The sequence below is a fragment of the Paractinoplanes tereljensis genome (assembly GCF_016862435.1).
GTDB classification, from domain to species: Bacteria; Actinomycetota; Actinomycetes; order Mycobacteriales; family Micromonosporaceae; genus Actinoplanes; species Actinoplanes tereljensis.
Genome location: NZ_BOMY01000012.1, coordinates 55383 through 74175 on the forward strand (window position 1 = coordinate 55383; position 18793 = coordinate 74175).

Annotated in this window: 18 protein-coding genes; 11 read left to right on the forward strand and 7 right to left on the reverse strand. The window is 70.8% G+C overall.

The window, feature by feature from the left end:
• Window positions 1-17 precede the first annotated feature (17 nt).
• The 5 genes from Ate02nite_RS08595 to Ate02nite_RS08615 all read left to right on the forward strand — a co-directional run bounded on the left by Ate02nite_RS08595 (window position 18) and on the right by Ate02nite_RS08615 (window position 5966).
• Window positions 18-851, forward strand: a complete 834-nt coding sequence (locus Ate02nite_RS08595) for an SGNH/GDSL hydrolase family protein (protein WP_203802173.1) — start codon at window positions 18-20, stop codon at window positions 849-851.
• Between the two features lie 42 nt (window positions 852-893).
• The gene (locus Ate02nite_RS08600; RefSeq protein ID WP_203801847.1) at window positions 894-2138 is read left to right on the forward strand and encodes a pilus assembly protein TadG-related protein; all 1245 of its coding nucleotides are present in this window, start codon (window positions 894-896) and stop codon (window positions 2136-2138) included.
• Between the two features lie 76 nt (window positions 2139-2214).
• Window positions 2215-3732 (forward strand): alpha-L-arabinofuranosidase B, encoded by a 1518-nt coding sequence (locus Ate02nite_RS08605; protein ID WP_239147235.1) that lies wholly within the window; start codon window positions 2215-2217, stop codon window positions 3730-3732.
• Between the two features lie 276 nt (window positions 3733-4008).
• Entirely contained in the window at window positions 4009-4974 is a 966-nt protein-coding gene (gene xynA / locus Ate02nite_RS08610) for an endo-1,4-beta-xylanase XynA (RefSeq protein ID WP_239147236.1), read from the forward strand.
• A gap of 5 nt (window positions 4975-4979) precedes the next feature.
• The gene (locus Ate02nite_RS08615; RefSeq protein ID WP_203801865.1) at window positions 4980-5966 is read left to right on the forward strand and encodes a polysaccharide deacetylase family protein; all 987 of its coding nucleotides are present in this window, start codon (window positions 4980-4982) and stop codon (window positions 5964-5966) included.
• Between the two features lie 65 nt (window positions 5967-6031).
• Here Ate02nite_RS08615 and Ate02nite_RS08620 read toward each other — a convergent pair whose 3' ends face one another.
• A complete protein-coding gene (locus tag Ate02nite_RS08620; RefSeq protein ID WP_203801868.1) occupies window positions 6032-6937 on the reverse strand; it encodes an NADP-dependent oxidoreductase in 906 nt (301 codons plus the stop codon).
• 130 nt (window positions 6938-7067) lie between these two features.
• Here Ate02nite_RS08620 and Ate02nite_RS08625 point away from each other — a divergent pair, with 130 nt between their 5' ends.
• Complete coding sequence (locus Ate02nite_RS08625; RefSeq protein ID WP_203801871.1) at window positions 7068-7919, forward strand: helix-turn-helix transcriptional regulator; 852 nt, start codon at window positions 7068-7070, stop codon at window positions 7917-7919.
• 161 nt (window positions 7920-8080) lie between these two features.
• On the opposite strand, the gene Ate02nite_RS08630 is transcribed toward Ate02nite_RS08625, so the two are convergent.
• From Ate02nite_RS08630 to Ate02nite_RS08650, 5 genes are all read right to left on the reverse strand, one after another.
• Complete coding sequence (locus tag Ate02nite_RS08630) at window positions 8081-9274, reverse strand: DMT family protein (protein ID WP_203801874.1); 1194 nt, start codon at window positions 9272-9274, stop codon at window positions 8081-8083.
• 83 nt (window positions 9275-9357) lie between these two features.
• On the reverse strand, window positions 9358-9915 hold the full coding sequence (locus tag Ate02nite_RS08635; protein ID WP_203801877.1) for an anti-sigma factor: 558 nt from the start codon (window positions 9913-9915) through the stop codon (window positions 9358-9360).
• The gene (locus Ate02nite_RS08640) at window positions 9912-10142 is read right to left on the reverse strand and encodes a sigma factor (protein ID WP_438871170.1); all 231 of its coding nucleotides are present in this window, start codon (window positions 10140-10142) and stop codon (window positions 9912-9914) included. Before Ate02nite_RS08640 ends, Ate02nite_RS08635 begins: the two co-directional genes overlap by 4 nt.
• Window positions 10139-11851 (reverse strand): YncE family protein, encoded by a 1713-nt coding sequence (locus tag Ate02nite_RS08645; protein ID WP_203801879.1) that lies wholly within the window; start codon window positions 11849-11851, stop codon window positions 10139-10141. Before Ate02nite_RS08645 ends, Ate02nite_RS08640 begins: the two co-directional genes overlap by 4 nt.
• Before the next feature lie 68 nt (window positions 11852-11919).
• Complete coding sequence (locus tag Ate02nite_RS08650; RefSeq protein WP_239147237.1) at window positions 11920-12978, reverse strand: ROK family transcriptional regulator; 1059 nt, start codon at window positions 12976-12978, stop codon at window positions 11920-11922.
• A gap of 83 nt (window positions 12979-13061) precedes the next feature.
• Between Ate02nite_RS08650 and Ate02nite_RS08655 the strand changes: the two genes are divergently transcribed.
• Complete coding sequence (locus Ate02nite_RS08655) at window positions 13062-14327, forward strand: DUF1479 domain-containing protein (RefSeq protein ID WP_203801883.1); 1266 nt, start codon at window positions 13062-13064, stop codon at window positions 14325-14327.
• Here Ate02nite_RS08655 and Ate02nite_RS08660 read toward each other — a convergent pair.
• On the reverse strand, window positions 14290-15072 hold the full coding sequence (locus tag Ate02nite_RS08660) for a TetR/AcrR family transcriptional regulator (RefSeq protein ID WP_203801886.1): 783 nt from the start codon (window positions 15070-15072) through the stop codon (window positions 14290-14292). The genes Ate02nite_RS08655 and Ate02nite_RS08660 overlap by 38 nt on opposite strands.
• An 81-nt stretch (window positions 15073-15153) precedes the next feature.
• Here Ate02nite_RS08660 and Ate02nite_RS08665 point away from each other — a divergent pair, with 81 nt between their 5' ends.
• The 4 genes from Ate02nite_RS08665 to Ate02nite_RS08680 all read left to right on the forward strand — a co-directional run bounded on the left by Ate02nite_RS08665 (window position 15154) and on the right by Ate02nite_RS08680 (window position 18792).
• A complete protein-coding gene (locus Ate02nite_RS08665; protein ID WP_203801889.1) occupies window positions 15154-16077 on the forward strand; it encodes an ATP-binding cassette domain-containing protein in 924 nt (307 codons plus the stop codon).
• Window positions 16074-16832, forward strand: a complete 759-nt coding sequence (locus Ate02nite_RS08670; protein ID WP_203801892.1) for an ABC transporter permease — start codon at window positions 16074-16076, stop codon at window positions 16830-16832. The genes Ate02nite_RS08665 and Ate02nite_RS08670 overlap by 4 nt, the downstream gene beginning before the upstream one ends.
• Before the next feature lie 68 nt (window positions 16833-16900).
• On the forward strand, window positions 16901-17776 hold the full coding sequence (locus tag Ate02nite_RS08675) for a S1C family serine protease (RefSeq protein WP_203801902.1): 876 nt from the start codon (window positions 16901-16903) through the stop codon (window positions 17774-17776).
• Between the two features lie 17 nt (window positions 17777-17793).
• Complete coding sequence (locus tag Ate02nite_RS08680) at window positions 17794-18792, forward strand: AAA family ATPase (protein WP_203801904.1); 999 nt, start codon at window positions 17794-17796, stop codon at window positions 18790-18792.
• The last annotated feature ends 1 nt before the right edge of the window (window position 18793 follow it).

Consider the following 18793-nt stretch of genomic DNA (forward strand, 5'->3'; position numbering starts at 1 on the left):
GTCACTCTGGGGGCTTGATGATCCGCCGATGGCATCTGGTGGTGTTTGTCCTACTCGGCCTCATGGCCCTTGCCTGCGAAGAAGGTGGCGGCAGCGGCGGCGGCACGCCGGACACCAGCTATCCCTCCTCGATGGCCGCCCTGGGTGACTCGATCACCGCCGGCGTGGGCAGCTGCGGCGCCTACGCGGTGTGCCGCCGCAACTCCTGGTCGACCGGCACCGCCGACGCCGTGGACAGCCACTACCGCCGCATCCTGGCCAAGAACTCGGCGATCAAGGGCGACGCCGACAACTTCGCCGAGCCGGGAGCCGAGGCCGACGCGCTGGACGACCAGGCCGCCAAGGCGGTCAAGGCCAAGGCGGCGTACGTGACGGTGCTGATCGGGGCGAACGACGCGTGCGCGAAGACGATCGACGGCATGACCCCGGTCGCGACCTTCCGCACCGAGGTCGACCGCGCACTGAACCGCCTCAAGAAGGGGCTGCCGAAGTCCCGCGTGCTGGTGACCAGCGTCCCCGACCTCTATCGGCTGTGGGATCTCGGCAAACAGAACCAGCAGGCGGTCCGGGTGTGGAACCGCACCGCGATCTGCCCGTCGATGTTCGCCAACCCGACCTCCACCGCCGACGCCGACGAAGACCGCCGCACGCGGGTCCGCGACCGGATCGACGACTACGACGACCAGCTGCGGGACGCCTGCCGCGACTACGGCGACCGCTGCCGCTGGGACAACGGCCGGGTGCACAGCGTCCGGTTCGGACTCGACCTGGTCAGCTCGGTCGACTACTTCCACCCGAACGCTAAGGGTCAGAACGAGCTGGCCGACGTGACCTATCGGGCGAGGTGGTGAAACCGCCGAAAAGCCCCTAAATGGCAACGTAGGGTGGGCTTGATGTTCTCGATCAGGGGAATCGGCCTGTGGGGCCGAAGGCGCCGGGACTCCGATCAAGGCGCGATCGCCACCATGCTCGCGGCCCTGCTCGCGAGCGGCGTGATCATGGGCATGGGGGCCGTCGTCATCGACATCGGCCAGCTGTACGTCGAGCGCGAGCAACTCCAGTCCGGCGCCGACGCCGCCTCGATGAAGGTCGCGCTGAGCTGCATCAAGGGCAACACCTGCACGAACGCCGCGCAGACCGGGAACGCGATCACCTACGCCAAGCTGAACGCCGGCGGCGACCAGATGGCCGACGCCCAGATATGCCTGAACAACACCGGCTGCCCGACCTGGAACACCGCGATCACCTGCCCGCCGATGTTCACCCCGCCGGCCGGGCAGTCGGTCGGCAAATACGTCGAGGTGCGCACGACCACGGTGACCGCCAGCGGCTCGACCCTGCTCCCACCCACCTTCGCCGGCACCCTGGTCGGCCTGAACTACCAGGGCAAGCAGGTCGGCACGTGCGCCCGGGTCAACTGGGGACCGCCGGTCACCACCAAGGTGTTCGCCCTCGGCATCTCGCTCTGCGACTGGAAGCGGATGACCGGCAACGGCACGGTCTTCTACGGCCCGATCGGCTCGCTGCTCAGCAGCCTCGGCCTCTACACCACGATCGGCCTGCCGAATCCGACGCCGGGCATCGACAGCGCCATCGTCAAGTCGGGCTCGACCGTCCTCCTCGGCTCGGTCCTGCCGTTCTGCATGACCCCGGCGAACAACACCGTGCCCCGCGGCTACGGCTGGCTGATGAACGCCAACCTCACCCCGCCGGATGCCAACTGCGAGCTGACCCTCAAGGTCGACGACCTGCCCCGGGCCTCGCTGCTCGCTATCACCAGCGCCGTCTGCATCCCGAAGTTGCAGAGCTACGTCGCCATCGGCCGGCCGATCATGGTGCCGATCTACGACACCCTCGTCCCGTCGTTGTCGCCGATCATCTCCATCGCCCCGCAGTACCACATCGTAGGGTTCGCCCCGTTCGTTCCGACCGGCTACTACACCCTGCTGGGCGGGCTGTTCAGCGGCATCAACAGCATCCTCAGCGGCAACCTGGCGGCCGGCCTGAACGACGTCCTCTGCATCACCGCGGCCTGCATCACCGGCTATTTCACCAAGACCCTGGCCCCGGCGACCCGCCCGACCGGCTTCGGCACCGGCCAGGACTTCGGCGCCACGGTCATCGCCCGTACCGGCTAGAAGGCATTGTGTTTCACGCATGTGACGCCTATGTTAACGTTCACATAGACAGGCCTCCATGGAAGAGGTTCCCCGCATGCGTCGGATCCTGTTGTCCCTCGCGGTCGCTGCCGCGCTGGTCACCGCCCCCTCCCCCGCCCAGGCCGCGACCACCGGCCCGTGCGACATCTACGCCACCGGCGGCACCCCCTGCGTCGCCGCGCACAGCACCACCCGCGCCCTCTACGGCGCCTTCAGCGGCTCGCTCTACCAGGTGCGCCGCGCCTCCGACAACGCCACCACCAACGTCGGCGTCCTGGCCGCCGGCGGTGCCGCCAACTCCGCCACCCAGGACACCTTCTGCGCCGGCACGTCCTGCGTCATCACGGTCATCTATGACCAGTCCGGCCGGGGCAACCACCTCACCCAGGCCCCGCCCGGCGGGTTCAGCGGGCCGTCCACCAACGGTTACGACAACCTCGCCGACGCCAACGCGGCCCCGGTCACGGTCGGCGGCCACCGGGCGTACGGCGTGCTTGTCGCCCCGGGCACCGGTTACCGCAACAACAGCACGAACGGGATCGCCACCGGCGACGCGGCCGAGGGGATGTACGCGATCTTCGACGGCACCCGGTACAACGGCGGCTGCTGCTTCGACTACGGCAACGCCGAGACGAACAGCCTGGACAACGGCAACGGCACCATGGAGGCCCTCTACTTCGGCAACTCCAAGGGCTGGGGTTACGGCGCCGGCAGCGGCCCGTGGATCATGGCCGACCTGGAAAACGGGCTGTTCTCCGGTTACGACCCCGGCTACAACGCGGGCGACCCGACGATCACCCACCGCTTCCTGACCGCGGTGCTGAAGGGCGAGCCCAACCACTGGTCGATCCGCGGCGGCAACGCCCAGTCCGGCAGCCTCTCGACCTTCTACAACGGCACCCGGCCGAACAAGTCCGGCTACAACCCGATGAAGAAGGAAGGCGCGATCATCCTCGGCATCGGCGGGGACAACAGCGTCAGCGCGCAGGGCACGTTCTACGAGGGCGTGATGACCTCCGGTTATCCGACCGACGCCACCGAGAACTCGGTGCAGGCCAACATCACCGCGGCCGCTTACGCCACCACGACGACCGCGTCGCCGTTCGTGGCGGGCCGGGCGATCTCACTGCGGGCCACCACCGGCTGCTGCGTGACCCGGTACATCACGCACTCCGGCACGTCCGTGAACACCACCGCGATCACCGCGTCGAGCTCCGCGACCGACAAGGCCAACGCGTCCTTCTACGTGCGGGCCGGGCTGGCCAACAGCTCGTGCTACTCGTTCGAGTCGCGCAACACGGCCGGCAGCTACCTGCGGCACTACAACTACCAGCTGGTTCTCAACGCCAACGACAGCACGTCGATCTTCGCCGCGGACGCGACGTTCTGCCCGTCGGCCGGCAAGAACGGGCAGGGCTTCTCGCTCGCCTCCAGCAACTATTCGACCCGGTTCGTCCGGCACTACAACAACGCGGTCTACATCGCCAGCAACGGCGGCACCAACGCCTACGACTCGGCCACCCTGTGGTCGGACGACGTGAGCTGGGCCGTCCAGGGCGCCTGGACCCCGTAACTTTCGGAAAGTCCAACCCAAAGACCAACCCTTTGGCCGTACGACCTGAGCACCGGAAGCTGGTTTCCGGTGCTCAGTGTCGTTTTTGGACCACGTATCTACCGACATCTTTCCGAAACTTGTTGACACTGTGACGCAGCCCATCCAATACTGTCGCCATCGACTCAGCTCGATAAGGGTCAGCCCCGAGGCCCGCTCCCCCGTCCACCCGCGCACGACGAGCCCGGTCCACCGCCGGGCCGTCCCACGCTGCCCGTCCCCGGGAGGAAAGCGCGCATGCATCCCCGAAAAATGCTCCTTGGCGTCCTCAGTGTTCTCGCTCTGGCCGTGTCCACGGTGTTGCTTCCCGGCATCGCGAGCGCTGCCGTCACCACCAACCAGACCGGCACCAACAACGGCTACTTCTACTCGTTCTGGACCGACAGCCAGGGCACCGTCTCGATGAACCTGGGCTCGGCCGGCAACTACTCCACGACCTGGAGCAACACCGGCAACTTCGTGGCCGGCAAGGGCTGGAAGCCGGGCACCCGCCGGGCGGTCACCTACTCCGGCAGCTTCAACCCGTCCGGCAACGCCTACCTGACCCTGTACGGCTGGACCCGGAGCCCGCTGATCGAGTACTACATCGTCGACAACTGGGGCACCTACCGGCCGACCGGCACCTTCATGGGCACGGTCAGCAGCGACGGCGGCACCTACGACATCTACCGCACCCAGCGGGTCAACCAGCCGTCGATCGACGGCACCGCGACCTTCTATCAGTACTGGAGCGTGCGGCAGTCGAAGAAGACCGGCGGCACCATCACGGCCGGCAACCACTTCGACGCGTGGGCCAGCAAAGGCATGAACCTGGGCACCCACGACTACCAGATCCTGGCCACCGAGGGCTACCAGAGCAGCGGAAACTCCAACATCACGGTGGACAGTTCCACCTCCGGTGGCGGCGGCTCCACCACCCCGCCCACCGGCGGCGGCACCGCCTGCACCGCGACGCTCTCCGCCGGTCAGCAGTGGAGCGACCGCTACAACCTCAACGTCGCGGTCACCGGCTCCACCAACTGGACGGTCACCATGAACATCCCGTCGCCGGAGAAGGTGCTCTCCACCTGGAACACCACCGCCACCTATCCCAGCGCGCAGACGCTTGTCGCCAAGCCGAACGGCAGCGGCAACAACTTCGGCGTGACCATCCAGACCAACGGCACGTGGACCTGGCCCACCGTGTCCTGTGCGGGAGCGTGATCGCGATGCGGAAGAAACTGCTCACCGGCCTGGCCGTAGCCGCCCTGACCGCCGGCGCCATCGTCGGCGTCACCCTCCCGGCCCAGGCCGCCACCTGCAACGGGTACGTCGGGCTCACCTTCGACGACGGCCCGTCCGGGCAGACCTCGGCTCTGCTCAACTCCCTGCGGCAGAACGGCCTGCGGGCGACCATGTTCAACGAGGGCCAGTACGCCGCGCAGTACCCGTCGCAGGTATCGGCCCAGGTCAGCGCAGGCATGTGGGTGGGCAACCACAGCTACACCCACCCCCACCTGATCCAGCAGAGCCAGGCCCAGATCGACTCGGAGATCTCCCGTACCCAGACGGCCATCGCCAATGCCGGCGGCGGCACGCCGAAGCTGTTCCGCCCGCCCTACGGCGAGACGAACGCGACCCTGAAAACCGTCGAGGCCAAGTACGGCCTGCGCGAAATCATCTGGGACGTCGACTCCCAGGACTGGAACAACGCGAGCGTGGACGCGATCGTCGCCGCCAACGGCCGCCTGACCAACGGCCAGATCATCCTGATGCACGACTGGCCGGCCAACACCCTGGCCGCGATCCCCCGCATAGCGCAGACCCTGGCCAGCAAGAACCTGTGCGCCGGCCAGATCTCCACATCGACCGGCCGAGCAGTGGCCCCCGACGGCGGCGGCACCACCCCGACAACCGCCCCCACCACGACGCCGCCCACCGGCGGCACCGGCACCTGCACCGCGACGCTGTCGGCCGGTTCTTCCTGGAGCGACCGCTACAACCTCAACGTCGCGGTCTCCGGCTCCAACACCTGGACCGTGACGATGACCCTCCCCTCTCCGGAGAAGGTCCTGTCCACCTGGAACATCACCGCCAGCTACCCCAGCGCCCAGGTCTTGGTGGCCAAGCCGAACGGCAGCGGCAACAACTGGGGCGTAACCATCCAGCACAACAACAACTGGACCTGGCCCACCGTAACCTGCTCGACCGCCTGACCAGCGTCGAGCCCGAGGGGGGAAACCGCCGGCACGCCTGTCCCGTGCCGGCGGCCCGCCGCCGTCTACAGCGTCAGCACCAACTTGCCGCGGGTGTGGCCGGTCGCGCTCCGCTCCTGTGCCCGGCCCGCCTCGGCCAGCGGAAACGTCTCCGCCACCGTGACCCGCAACTCCCCCGCCACCGCCCGGCGGGCCAGCTCGGCCAGCGCCTCGGCGCTGGGCGACCCGGTGGCCGAGAAGGACACCCCGAACTCGGCGGCGGCGGGGTCGGCGATCGTGACGATCCGATCCGTCGTGCCGCCGCGCAGCGCGATGGAATCCGCCAGCGCACCCTGGCCGGCCGCGTCGAAGACCGCGTCCACGCCCTGCGGCGCGAGTGCCTCGACCCGGGCGACCAGGCCATCGCCGTAGCTGACCGGCACGACCCCGAGCTCCCGCAGGTAGGCATGGTTGGCGGGGGACGCGGTGCCGATGACCGTGGCGCCACGGGCCTGCGCAAGCTGAACCGCGAGGCCGCCGACGGCACCGGCCGCGCCGTGCACGAGCAGGGTCTCGCCCTTGCCGACGGCGAGCAGGCCGAGCACCCGCTCGGCGGTCTCGCCGGCGCACGGCAGCGCCGCCGCGTCGGCCCAGCTCAGCCCGGCTGGCTTCCGGGCCACGACAGTGGCCAATGCGTACTCCGCGTAGGCACCGGTGTCGGTGGGGCCGAACACCTCGTCGCCCACGGCAACGCCGGTGACGCCCGGACCGATCTCGTCGACCACACCGGCGGCCTCAAGGCCGGGAATCGCGGGGAACACGGTCGGGAACACCTGCTGCATCCAGCCCGCCCGAATCTTGAAGTCGAGTTGGTTGACCCCCGCCGCCCGGACCCGCAGCCGCACCTGCCCGGGGCCGGGATGCGGCGGGTCGGACTGCGCGCGCCGCAGCACGTCCGGTCCGCCGAAGCTGTCGAAGACGATCGCCTCCATGGTCGCCACCTCTCTCGGGTTCCGTTACTCGATCCAGGCTGTGGCAAGCGACCGGCGTTGTGGAGCGCCCCAGCTTGCCTAGGATCGCCAATCCTTGGCAGTGGCCACGGCGGCCGAGCACCATCGAGGCATGGATCGACGCGACCTCGCCGACTTCATCCGCCGGAGCCGGCACCGGCTTCGGCCGCAGGAGGTCGGCCTCCCGGCCGGGCCCCGCCGGCGCACGGCCGGCCTGCGCCGGGAGGAGGTCGCGATGCTGGCCGGCATGTCCGCCGATTACCTGATGCGGCTCGAGCAGGCGCGCAGCCCGCAACCGTCGACCCAGATCCTCCAGGCCTTGGCCCACGCACTGCGGCTGGATCAGGACGAACGCGACCACCTCTATCTGCTGGCCGGGCACCGGCCGCCGGCCGGCGCGCTCGCCGGCCGGCACGTCAGTCCCGGCCTGCTTCATCTGCTCGACAAGCTCACCAGCGTCCCCGCGCAGGTGCTCAGCGACCTGGGCGACATGCTCGCCCAGAATTCCCTGGCCGAGACCCTCTTCGGTGACATCTGCCCGGTCGGCCCGCACGACCACGAGCTGGACCACAACATCGTGTGGCGCTGGTTCCACGACCCGCGGTTGCGGGCGGCGTTCCCGGCCGACGAGCACGACGAGTGGAGCCGCCGCCATGTCGCCGACCTACGCGCCGCGGTGACCCGCCGAGGCAGCGACCCGGCCGCCACGGCCCTGGTCGCCCGCCTGCGGGCGAGCTGCCCGGAGTTCGCCGAGGTGTGGGACCGCCACGAGGTGGCGGTGCGACGAACCAGCCGGCTGCGGCTTCAGCACCCGGCGGTCGGCCCCCTCGAATTCGACTCCGAGATCCTGGCGACCCCCGCCGACGACCAGCGGCTGGTGCTGCTCACCGCCGTCCCCGGCACGTCCACCAGCGAAAACCTGGAACTACTCCGGGTGGTCGGCCGAGAGTCGTTCGCCGACTAGGGCCTGTCCTGCCGATCGCGTGGGAGCGAGGCGAGGTCCAGGTGTCGTCTGGGTGCGCGGCGCGGGCGCCCGGATACCGGTGTTGTATCTGGGTGTTCGCGCCGTGCGGCCAGGCGGCGGCTGGGCCACGCCGCAGCCCCGCGTGATCGGCAGGACAGGCCCTAGGCCTGCGGGAGGTCGTGCCAGGGGCGCAGGCGGTCGGGCTCGGGAACGCGAGGGAAGTTGGGGGCGGTCGGCCGGGGGACGTCGGTGGAGTCGGCGTCGGAGGGCTGGGGCTGGGACCAGAGCGGCTGGCGTTCGGGTGGGGCCCAGGACAGGGCGCGGGCTGGGGTGCCGCCCAAGGCCGGGCGAAGGCGCTCGGGCGGCACCCAGATCGGCGGGGCGCCCCACCAGATGATGCGTTCGGATTGGCGGCGGGCGGCGGCGGGCGCGGGGGCCGGGGCGACCGCCGGGGTCGGGGCGGCCGGCAGGGCGTGCCGGGTCGGGGCGGGCTCGAGGGCGGGCCTGCCCTCGGCGGCCATAACCGTGGCCGCGGTCGCCGGGGCGGTGGCCAGGACCACGGCCATCACCACCACGACCAGGCCGGCGCCCAGCGAGATCATTTCCCAGCCGGGGCGGACGGTGTCGCCCAGGAACGTCACGGCCACGGCCGAAGGAGCGATCACCTCGGCGATCCACAGCACCGCGGTGACCGGGCCGACCTGGCCGCGCTGGAGTGCGTCGGCGTAAAGCACCATGCCGGCCACGCCGAAGACCAGCAGGGCGCCGACCAGCGGCGAGGTGAGGACGGCGAGCACGCCCGAGCCGAAGCTGTCGAAGGCGCCCTCGGGGAAGGTCAGCGCCCGGCCGACCAGGGCGGCGCCGCCGAGGCAGAGGCCGGCGAAACCGGCCACCACGCCGGGCGGGGCGAACTTGGTGGCCACCCAGCCGAGCAGGGCGACCAGCAGGGCGGCGCCGCAGAAGGCCAGGCGCAACGCGCTCGAGGTGTCCACTGTCTCCTGCGGGCCGGCCGACATGGCCAGCACGGTCAGGGCGGCCACCGAGATGGCGACCGCCACCACGTCGATGCCGCGCAGGCGTGACTTGAGGATGACCCGGGCGGCGACCACGGTGACCGCGAGCGAACCGGCCAGCACCGACTCGACCAGGTAGACGGCCAACTCGCTGAGCGCGACCATCGAGCAGCCCCAGGCCACCAGGTCGAGAAACGTGCCCAGCAGGTAGAGCGGGTGGCGGAGCGTGTTGGCCATGCCACTGCTGCGGCGGGCCCCCATGGCCTGGAAGATCGAGGCGGCGGCGAAGGCGAACGCACCGAAGATGGTGAGCGCCAACGCGATCCACCCCATGCTGGTCATTGCCCCCACCTGCCATGATGACGCTGCGTGTATTGAGCCGTCACAGTCAGATACTATGCGCTGGCCATCGATATAGCGAGGGGTCAAACGGGGACTGTCACAAGGATTTGGCCCGCATAGGTCTCGGCCTGCACGGCGACCACCTCGGCCGGCGCGATCAGGGCGGAACCGTCCACCGTGGTGCGTCCGGAATCGGGGGCCATCCAGCTGCCGGCCGGCGCGCGCGAACCGTCGCGGGAGACCACCACCAGGCGGCACTGCTCGCCGGCCGGCACTCCGGCCACCGTGGCGTGGATCCGGACCCAACCGGCGGCCGGGCGGACCACGGCGGTCATGGTCACTCCGGTTCCGGCGTCGGCCGAGGTCGCGGTGCGGGCCGGCGCGGTGGCGACGGCCTCCGGTGGGGGAACGGTGCTCCGGCCGATCAGGGCGCCCGCGCCGAGCGCCACCACCACCGCCAGGGCGGCGGCCGCTCCGAGCAGGGCACGGTTGCGCCACACTCGGCGTGAACGCTCACGGCGTACCTCGTCAAGGGTGCGGCGCAGCAGCAGTTCGCCGCCCGGCGGCGGACCGTCCAGATAGGCCTCCGGGGGAATCTCACCCAGCGCGAGTTCCATCTCGCGGAGGTCTTCCTCGCTCATCCGGCCACCGCCACGATGTCGCGGACGGTGGCGAACAGGCTGGCCCGGGCCGGTCCGCCGAAGACCTCGGGGTGCCGCCAGGCGCGCAGCAGCACGTCCTGCACCACGGCCTCGCCCCGGGCGCGATCACCGGTCAGCCGGCAGGCGTACGCGAGCAGCGCGGCCCCGTGCTCGTCGAAGATCCGCCGGACCAATAATTCGTCGGCGGCGCCGTCCCGCCGGCTCACTCCCCCACCCGAAGCACCGAGATCGTGTTGTCCTCGCCGTTGGCGACGTAGGCGAAGCGGCCGTCGGCCGCGACGCCGATCGTGCGCGGGCTGCGGCCGACCTTGACCGTCGAGGTCACCTTGCCGGTCTGCCCGTCGAGGACGGTGATCGTGCCGGCCGCCTCGTCGACCGTGTAGGCGTGCTTGCCGTCCGGCGCGAACGCCACGCACTGCGCCCCCTTGCCCACCGGGAGCGGCCCGGTCCGCTTCAGCGTCACCGTGTCGATCACGTCGACCGTGTTGGTCTGATAGCTGACCACCATGGCGCGGCGGCCGTCCGGCGACACCGCGATGCTGTGCGGCGACTTGCTGACCGGCACGGTGTCGAGCAGCTTGTCGGTGCGCATGTCGATGACCGCGACCAGGTTGGACTCGTGGTTGGCCGTGAAGGCCCGCATCAGGTCGCCGGAGAAGCCGACCGCGTGCGGGTTGTTCGGCACGGTGATGTCCGCCTCGGGTTTCTGGTCACCGGCCGAGAAGACCTGCACCCGGCCCTCGCCGTGGATCGGCACCCAGACGTTGCCGTCCGGGCCGACCGACAGTGCGTACGGCATGTTGCCGGTGTCCAGGTAGCGCTCGACCGTGCGGCCGACGGCGTCGATCACGGCGACCCCGCTGCCGCGCAGCACGGTGTCGTACATCGAGACGTAGACCTGCTTGCTGTCGCGGGAGACGGCCACGAAGCGGGGCGTGTTGCGCAGCGTCAACGGGGTGACCTTGTTGGTGGCCGTGTCGACGATGGACAGCACCTTGGAGTTCTGGTTGGCGACGTAGACCGTGCGGCCGTCCGGCGCGACCGCGACCCCCTCGGGCTCGGCGCCCACCTTGACCGTGCCGACCACGGTCGGTTTGGCCAGGCTGGCGATTCGGCGAGCGGCCAGCGGCTCCTTGGAAAGAGTCACGGCCGGTGCCGGAGCCGTCGTTTCCACCACCGGCGCAGACGTCGGCAGCGGCCCGGCGACCGCGGCCGGCTGCTCGTTGCCGGACCGGCCGATCAGCGCCCACGCGACACCGGCGCCACCCAGCACCACCAGCGCGGTCACGGCGGCGATCAGCACGATGCCGCCGAGCCGGCGCCGCGGCGGCGCCGCCGGCAGCACGGTCACCCGGGACGGGCCGAAGGCGGCGTGATTGACCGTGGTGTTGACCGTGCGCAGCTGCGCCTCGACGGCCGACCGGGACACCGGAGCGGCCACACCGAGCTGGCCGGTCACCCGCACCTCGGCCCAGCCGGCCGGGCCCCGGACGGTGACCGACCCGTCCAGCCACTCGGACCGAGGCTGCCAGAGAATGCGCAGCTGGCGGCCGGTGAGCATGGCCCGCAGGCCGGGGCCGGAGACCGCGACGGTGGAGCTGGCCAGGGCCAGCGGCGGCCCGTCCACCAGCACGTCGGCGACCACTCGCGGGGTGCCCGGCGCGATCTGGCCGAAGTCGACCCGCTCGGGCCGCACCCGGATGGCGGTGCGTTCGAGCGCGGTGGTCGCGGCGACCGACACGCTGCGGCTGTCGTCCTGGGTGAGGCGTTCGAGCGCGTTCCGGGCGGCCGCGGCCATGGCGAGATCGTTGCCACCGGCGATCCGGCCCAACTCGTCCACACCGGTCAGCCGAGTCTCCCGGACCGGACTGTCGATCTCGGTCAGCACATGCGTCGGCAGCGTTAGGTCACTCATAGTGTCCCCGCGATCGCATCATGTAGTGATGGTGAGGATCAGAGTAACCCGGGAACGAAGATTCGTATCTATCCCGTTTGCGCGATCAAGGCACGCAACCGCTCGACCGCCTCGGCTCGGGCGCCGGCCAGCGACGGCTGGTCGACGACGGTGGCCGACGAGACCGGTGCGCCCCGGGGCAGCTCGCCGACCGCGGCCCGGATGTCCGGCAGCAACCCCGGCCCCCACGAACCGCCGACGATCACCCGGCCCGGGTCGGCCAGCGTGACCACCGCCGCGACGACCCCGGCCACCGCGCGCCCGACCACCTCCCGAGTGGACTCCCCCGCCGCCAGCAGTCGTTCGGCGTCGATCGCGGTGCTTCCCGGCCGGCGCAGCCCGAGCTGGGCGAAGACCTCGATGAACGGGATGGCCCGGCCGTCCGGGCCGACGGTGAGCAGGTGGGCGATCTCGCCGGCCAGGCCGGAGCTGCCGCGCCGGATCTCGCCGTCGCCGACGATCGCGCAGCCGAGACCGGCACCGAGGTAGAGGTAGGCGAACTCGTCGCCGGCCGCGGCCCGCTCGGCCCGGGCCGCCCAGTTGACGTCGTTGTCGACGAGCACCTGGCCGCCAAGAATGGCCACCGGGTCGAGCTCACCCACCATGAACGGCGAGTCGGGCAGGTGGACGAGCCGGCCGGTGGCCCGGTCGACCGGGTCGGCCGCACTGACCACGGCCAGCCGCGCCGGCCCGCCGACCTCGGCCGCGACCTCGCGCAGCGCCTCGGCCACGTGCTCGGGCCGGGCCGGCCGCTCGGCCCGGCGCACCGTGTCGCCGTACGCGTCGACGCACTCGGCCACCACCCCCTCCGGCGCGATGCTGACCGCCAGCGCGGTGCCGACCCCGGCCGCGAGCGAGTAGTAGGAGCCGACCCGGCCGCGACCCCGGCCGCCCGGGGTGCGCTCGCCGGTGTCGGTGACCAGGCCGCGCTCGGTCAGCCGGCGCACGCTCTCGCCCGCGGTCGGCTTCGAGATGCCGGTCTCGCCGGCCAGCTCGGCGCGGGTGAGCCGGCGGTGTCGCATCAGGGCGCGCAGCACGTGCTCGTCGGTAAGCGACCGGACGAGGTCGAGCGAGGGCCGGGTAACCACGTGCCAATTCTAGTCAGGGCTCTTGCCTAGAAGAACGAGCGCCCGTAGTTTCAAGTAAGGAGACCTGACTAGAAGGAGACGCCGTGACCGTCCTGCCGCACTGGGAGTCGGCTCCCGCCGACCTGCCCGCCGCGACCCGCGAGATCAAGGCGGCCCTGCGGGAGCGCATCGCGGCGTCCGGCCGCACCGTTGACGAGGTGTTCGCCGTCGTCGAGCGCCGGGTCCAGGCCGCCGTCGACGAGATCGCCGCCGACCGGCGGGCCGGCGAGAGCATCTGGCCGGTCATCGACTACGCCGACATCCAGGCCGGCACGGTCTCGGCCGCGCAGTTGGCCAAGTTGAAGAAGCGCGGCTGCCTGGTCGTGCGCGGCCACTTCGAGCGCGACCAGGCCCAGCAGTGGGATTCGGACATCGTCGACTACGTCGAGGGCAACAACTTCTTCGAGAACTACCGCGGCCCCGGCGACGACTTCTTCGGCAGCGTCGGTTCCAAGCCCGAGATCTACCCGATCTACTGGTCGCCGGCCCAGATGCAGGCCCGGCAGAGCGACCGGATGGCCAAGGTCCAAAAATTCCTCAACACCCTCTGGGCGTACGCGTCGGAAGGCGTGCAGTGGTTCGACCCGAATCGTGACTCGCTCTATCCCGACCGGATCCGCCGCCGGCCCGAGGGCGCCGACTCGGCCGGCCTCGGCACCCACCTCGACCCGGGCACCCTCGACCTGTGGATGACCCGCGCCTACCAGCAGGCGTTCCGGCACCTGTTCGACGGCAACGTCGAGCAGTACGACCCGTGGGACGCCGCCCACCGCACGGCCGGCCCGCAATACCCGGGCACCACCATGTGCTCGGCCTTCCGCACGTTCCAGGGTTGGACCGCACTGTCCGACATGGACCACGACCAGGGCGTGCTGCACACCGTGCCGATCCCCGAGGCGATGGCCTACCTGATGCTGCGCCCACTGCTGAGCGACGTCCCCGACGACGACATGTGCGGGGTCACCGTCAACCAGGTCTTCCCGGCCGGGCACAAGTGGCACGCCCCGCTGATGGAAGCGCTGTCCGGCATCCCCGACGTGCGGGCCGGCGACTCGGTCTGGTGGCACGCCGACATGATCCACAGCGTGGCGCCGGTGGAGGCCCAGAAGGGCTGGGGCAACGTCATGTACATCCCGGCCGCACCGTGGTGCCCGCGCAACGAGGCGTACGCGGCGAACGTGCGCGACGCCTTCGTCAAGGGCGAGAGCCCCAGCGACTTCCCGGCCGAGCACTACGAGCGGGACTGGGCCAACCGGTTCCAGCCGGCCGACCTCAACGAGACCGGTCGCCGGGGTCTCGGTCTGAGCTGATCCGCGCCGCCACCCCGTCGAGCAGGCAGCTCAGGCCGAAGTCGAAGGCGCGAGCCGGATCGCCCGCCGCCTGGTACTCCTCACCGGCGGCGGCACCCACCCGGGTCGCGGTGGGGGTCGCGGCCGGGTCGAGGACCTGTTCCAGCGCGGGTGCGGCCTGTTCCCACCACTGCTCGTCGGTGAGACCGGTGCGCTGGGCGACAAGCGTCGCCGAGACGGCGGAGCGGGCGGCGCCGTGCACGTAGTCGCCGATCAGCTGCACCACCAGGTCCATCTCGATGTCGGTCAGGCCGATGCCGTCGATCGCGCGCAGCTCGTGGTCGTACTTGGCGATCAGGTGCGGGCCCAGCGGTGGCCGACTGGTCGCGACCTGCAGCAGCCAGGGGTGGCGCAGGTAGAGCTGCCAGTTCTCGCGGGCCACCCGGGCCAGCCGGGCCCGCCACTCGACGGCCTCGTCGAAACTCAGTGACACCTCGGCCAGGACGCGGTCCAGCATCAGGTCGATCAGTTCGCCCTTGCCCGGCACGTAGGTGTACAGCGACATCGCGCTGACCCCGAGGCCTTCGGCGACCTTCCGCATGGACAGCGCGCCGAGGCCGTCGGTGTCGGCGATCGCGATGGCCGACGCGGCGATCTCCTCGACCGTGAAACGCGGCTTCGGCCCGGGGCGCGGGCCGCCGCGCACCCCCCAGAGCAGCTCGATGGTGCGCCGCGGGTCGCCGCCACCGCTGAAATCGGTCGTCACGCCGATCACTTTACGGCGTACGGAGTGTGGTTATACTGGCGACGCCACGAACTCCGTACGCTGTAAAGTGATAGGAGCACGATGCGCGACCCAGCAATCGAAGCCACCGGTCTGACCAGGCGGTTCGGCTCGACCACCGCCCTCGAGGAGTTCGACCTGACGGTGCCGGCCGGCACCGTGCACGGCCTGCTCGGGCCCAACGGAGCCGGCAAGACCACCGCGGTGCGGATCCTCACCACGCTGCTGCGCCCCGACGCCGGGCAGGCCCGGGTGGCCGGGCACGACGTCGTCCGCGAGGCCGTCCGGGTGCGCACCCGGATCGGGCTGGTCGGCCAGCAGGCCGCCGTCGACGAACAGCTCAGCGGCCGGCAGAACCTGGAGATGTTCGGCCGGCTGCACCACCTGGGTGCTTCCGGAGCCCGCCGCCGGGCCGGCGAACTGCTGGACCGGTTCGGGCTCGCCGAGGCGGCCGACCGGCCCGCGGCGAAATATTCGGGTGGCATGCGCCGCCGGCTCGACCTGGCGGCCGGCCTGCTGATCAGCCCGGCCGTGCTGTTCCTCGACGAGCCGACCACCGGGCTCGACCCGCGGGCCCGCAACGAGGTGTGGCGGGAGATCCGGTCACTCGTCGCCGACGGCACCACGGTCCTGCTGACCACGCAATATCTGGAGGAGGCCGACCAGCTCGCCGACGCGCTCACCGTGGTCGACCGGGGCCGCGTGATCGCCACCGGCACGCCCGACGAGCTGAAGGGCGACGACCACCTCGAGGTGGTGGTGCGCGACGCCGCCTCGCTCGATGCGACCGCCGAGGTGCTGGCCCGGATCGGCACCGGCGAGCCGCACCTCGACCGGGACCGGCGACTGGTCAGCGTGCCGGTCGGCGATCGGGTCACCGCCCTGACCCGGGCCGCCCAGGAGCTGACCGACGTCGACGACCTCGCACTGCGCCGGCCGACCCTCGACGAGGCATTCCTGAACCTGACCGAAAGGAGCGCGCCGTGACGGCGTACGCCCTGGACAGCTGGACCCTCACCCGGCGGACGCTGCTGCAGTGGCGCAACCAACCCGCCGGGCTGGCGCTGGGTCTGTTCTTTCCGGTGATGATCCTGTTGATGTTCGCCTACCTGTTCGGCGGAGCGATGCAGGTGCCGGGCGGTGGCGACTACAAAGAGTTCCTGCTGCCTGGGATATTCGTGCTGACCATGGCGTTCGGGCTGGAGAGCACGTTCCAGGCGGTGAGCACCGACGCCGGGCGAGGGGTCACCGACCGGTTCCGCACCATGCCGATCTCGTCGGCCGCCGTGCTGACCGGGCGCAGCGTGGCCGACATGCTGTACGCGGCGGTCGGCCTGATCGTGCTGATCGCCTGCGGTTTGGCGGTCGGCTGGCGCTGGCATGACGGGCCGGTCAACGCGCTGCTCGCGGTGGGCCTGCTGCTTCTGCTGCGCTACGCGCTGCTCTGGTTCGGCATCTGGCTGGCCCTGGCGGCCGGCAAACCGGAGATGCTGATGGCGGTGCAGATCCTGGTCTGGCCGCTGGCGTTCCTGTCCAGCGTCTTCACCGCGCCCGAGACGATGCCGGGCTGGCTCGGCGCGATCGCCGAGTGGAACCCGCTGTCCGCGACCGCCTCGGCGACCCGGGAGCTGTTCGGCAATCCCGGGCAGGACGGTCATTTCTGGCTGGCGGTCGGGTGGCCGGTCCTGTTACTCGCGGTATTCATGCCGCTCGCGGTGCGCCGCTATCGCCGTTTGACCTGATCTGGCGGGCTCCGGAATTAGGAGGTGACTCTCAACCAACTTTGAGAAATCGCTCCTACAGTCGAGAAATGCAGCCCGTGATTACGGTGCAGGGCGACGGCTCACCGCCGTCGCCCGAGCCGGACCCGCCGCAGCGCCGCTGGACCGCGCCCGGCCCCGCGACCCGGCGAAAGCTGCTGATCGGGGCGCTCGCCGTGTGGGCCGTGGTGATCACCGGCCTGGTGGTCTTCCGCGGCTCCGGCGACTCCTCGCCGGCACCGGTCGCCACCGCCCAACCCAAACCCTCCGCATCGGACGCGCCACTCACCGTCGCCGAGGTCTATCAGACCGTGCTCCCCTCGGTCGTCCGGATCACCTCCACCGGCAAGGCCGGCACCTCGGCAAACGCCAAGAGCATGGCCGAGTCGTCGACCGGCACCGGCGTGATCGCCAACGCCGACGGCACGATCCTCACCGCGGCGCACGTCATCGACGGCGCGGTCGCCATCAAAATCACCTACGCCGATGGCACCACCTCGGCCGCCGAGGTGGCCAGCGCCGACGTGAAACAGGACATCGCCACCCTCACCCCGGCTCAGCTGCCGGAGACCCTGGTCCCGGCCACCCTCGGCGGCGGCGTGCAGGTCGGCGACGACGTGGTGGCCATCGGCAACCCGCTCGGGCTGACCGCGAGCACCACCAGCGGGGTCGTCTCCGGCCTCGACCGGGTGATGTCCCGCGAAGAAAACGGCGACATCTCCGGGCTCATCCAATTCGACGCGGCGGTCAACCCGGGCAGCTCGGGCGGGCCGCTGATCAACGACCGCGGCCAGGTCACCGGCATCGTGGTGGCGCTGGCCAATCCCACCGATGCCGGCACCTTCATCGGCATCGGTTTCGCCGTCCCGATCGGCGCCGCGCTCGGCGCGACCGGCGAGGGCGACGGCCAGACGCCGCCACTGTGAACACTGAGGAGAAGCGCGTGAACTGGAACGACGCCGCGGTTCCGGCCGCGTCCGCCGGCCCGATCGAGAAGGTGCTCTACGAGGTCAAGAAGACCATCGTGGGCCAGGACGTGCTGCTGGAACGGCTGGTCGTGGCGCTGCTCGCCCGCGGCCACGTGCTGGTCGAGGGGGTTCCCGGCCTGGCCAAGACCCTCGCGGTGAAGTCGCTGGCCACCGCGATCGGCGGCGACTTCCACCGGGTGCAGTTCACCCCCGACCTGGTGCCGGCCGACATCGTCGGCACCCGCGTCTTCCACCAGCCGACCGGCGAGTTCCAGGTGCAGCTCGGCCCGGTCTTCACCAACCTGCTGCTGGCCGACGAGATCAACCGGGCGCCGGCCAAGGTGCAGAGCGCGCTGCTCGAGACGATGCAGGAGCGGCAGGTCACCATCGGCCGGGAGACCCACAAGCTGCCCAACCCGTTCCTGGTGATGGCGACGCAAAACCCGATCGAGAACGAGGGCGTCTACCCGCTGCCCGAGGCCCAGGTCGACCGCTTCATGATGAAGGTGCTTGTCGGTTACCCCAGCGTCACCGAGGAATTCGTGGTGGTGGAGCGGGCGCTCGCCCCGGCCGCGGTGATCCAGCGGATCATCGACCCGGCGACCCTGATCGCGCTGCAGCAGCAGGCCGACCAGGTGTACGTCGATCCCTCCCTGATCGAATACGCCGTTCAGCTCGCCCACGCCACCCGCGAACCGGGCCGGATCGGCCTGACCGACCTGGCCCGCTACGTCACCTTCGGCGCCAGCCCGCGCTCGTCGATCAGCCTGGTCCTCGCGGCCCGCGCGCTCGCCTTCATCCGCGGCCGGGAATACGTGGTCCCCGACGACCTCACCGACCTGGCCCACGACGTGCTGCGACACCGCCTGGTGCTGTCCTACGAGGCACTCTCCGACGAGATCACCCCCGACGTGATCCTGTCGAAGATCATGGCGAACCTGGCGATCCCCGAGCCGGCCGGCCGGGGCCGCTGAG

Coding starts and splice junctions, on each gene's coding strand:
- Ate02nite_RS08595 (WP_203802173.1), top strand. CDS start 18: ATGATCCGCCGATGGCATCTGGTGGTGTTTGTCCTACTCGGCCTCATG.
- Ate02nite_RS08600 (WP_203801847.1), top strand. CDS start 894: ATGTTCTCGATCAGGGGAATCGGCCTGTGGGGCCGAAGGCGCCGGGAC.
- Ate02nite_RS08605 (WP_239147235.1), top strand. CDS start 2,215: ATGCGTCGGATCCTGTTGTCCCTCGCGGTCGCTGCCGCGCTGGTCACC.
- xynA (WP_239147236.1), top strand. CDS start 4,009: ATGCATCCCCGAAAAATGCTCCTTGGCGTCCTCAGTGTTCTCGCTCTG.
- Ate02nite_RS08615 (WP_203801865.1), top strand. CDS start 4,980: ATGCGGAAGAAACTGCTCACCGGCCTGGCCGTAGCCGCCCTGACCGCC.
- Ate02nite_RS08620 (WP_203801868.1), bottom strand. CDS start 6,937: ATGGAGGCGATCGTCTTCGACAGCTTCGGCGGACCGGACGTGCTGCGG.
- Ate02nite_RS08625 (WP_203801871.1), top strand. CDS start 7,068: ATGGATCGACGCGACCTCGCCGACTTCATCCGCCGGAGCCGGCACCGG.
- Ate02nite_RS08630 (WP_203801874.1), bottom strand. CDS start 9,274: ATGACCAGCATGGGGTGGATCGCGTTGGCGCTCACCATCTTCGGTGCG.
- Ate02nite_RS08635 (WP_203801877.1), bottom strand. CDS start 9,915: ATGAGCGAGGAAGACCTCCGCGAGATGGAACTCGCGCTGGGTGAGATT.
- Ate02nite_RS08645 (WP_203801879.1), bottom strand. CDS start 11,851: ATGAGTGACCTAACGCTGCCGACGCATGTGCTGACCGAGATCGACAGT.
- Ate02nite_RS08665 (WP_203801889.1), top strand. CDS start 15,154: ATGCGCGACCCAGCAATCGAAGCCACCGGTCTGACCAGGCGGTTCGGC.
- Ate02nite_RS08675 (WP_203801902.1), top strand. CDS start 16,901: ATGCAGCCCGTGATTACGGTGCAGGGCGACGGCTCACCGCCGTCGCCC.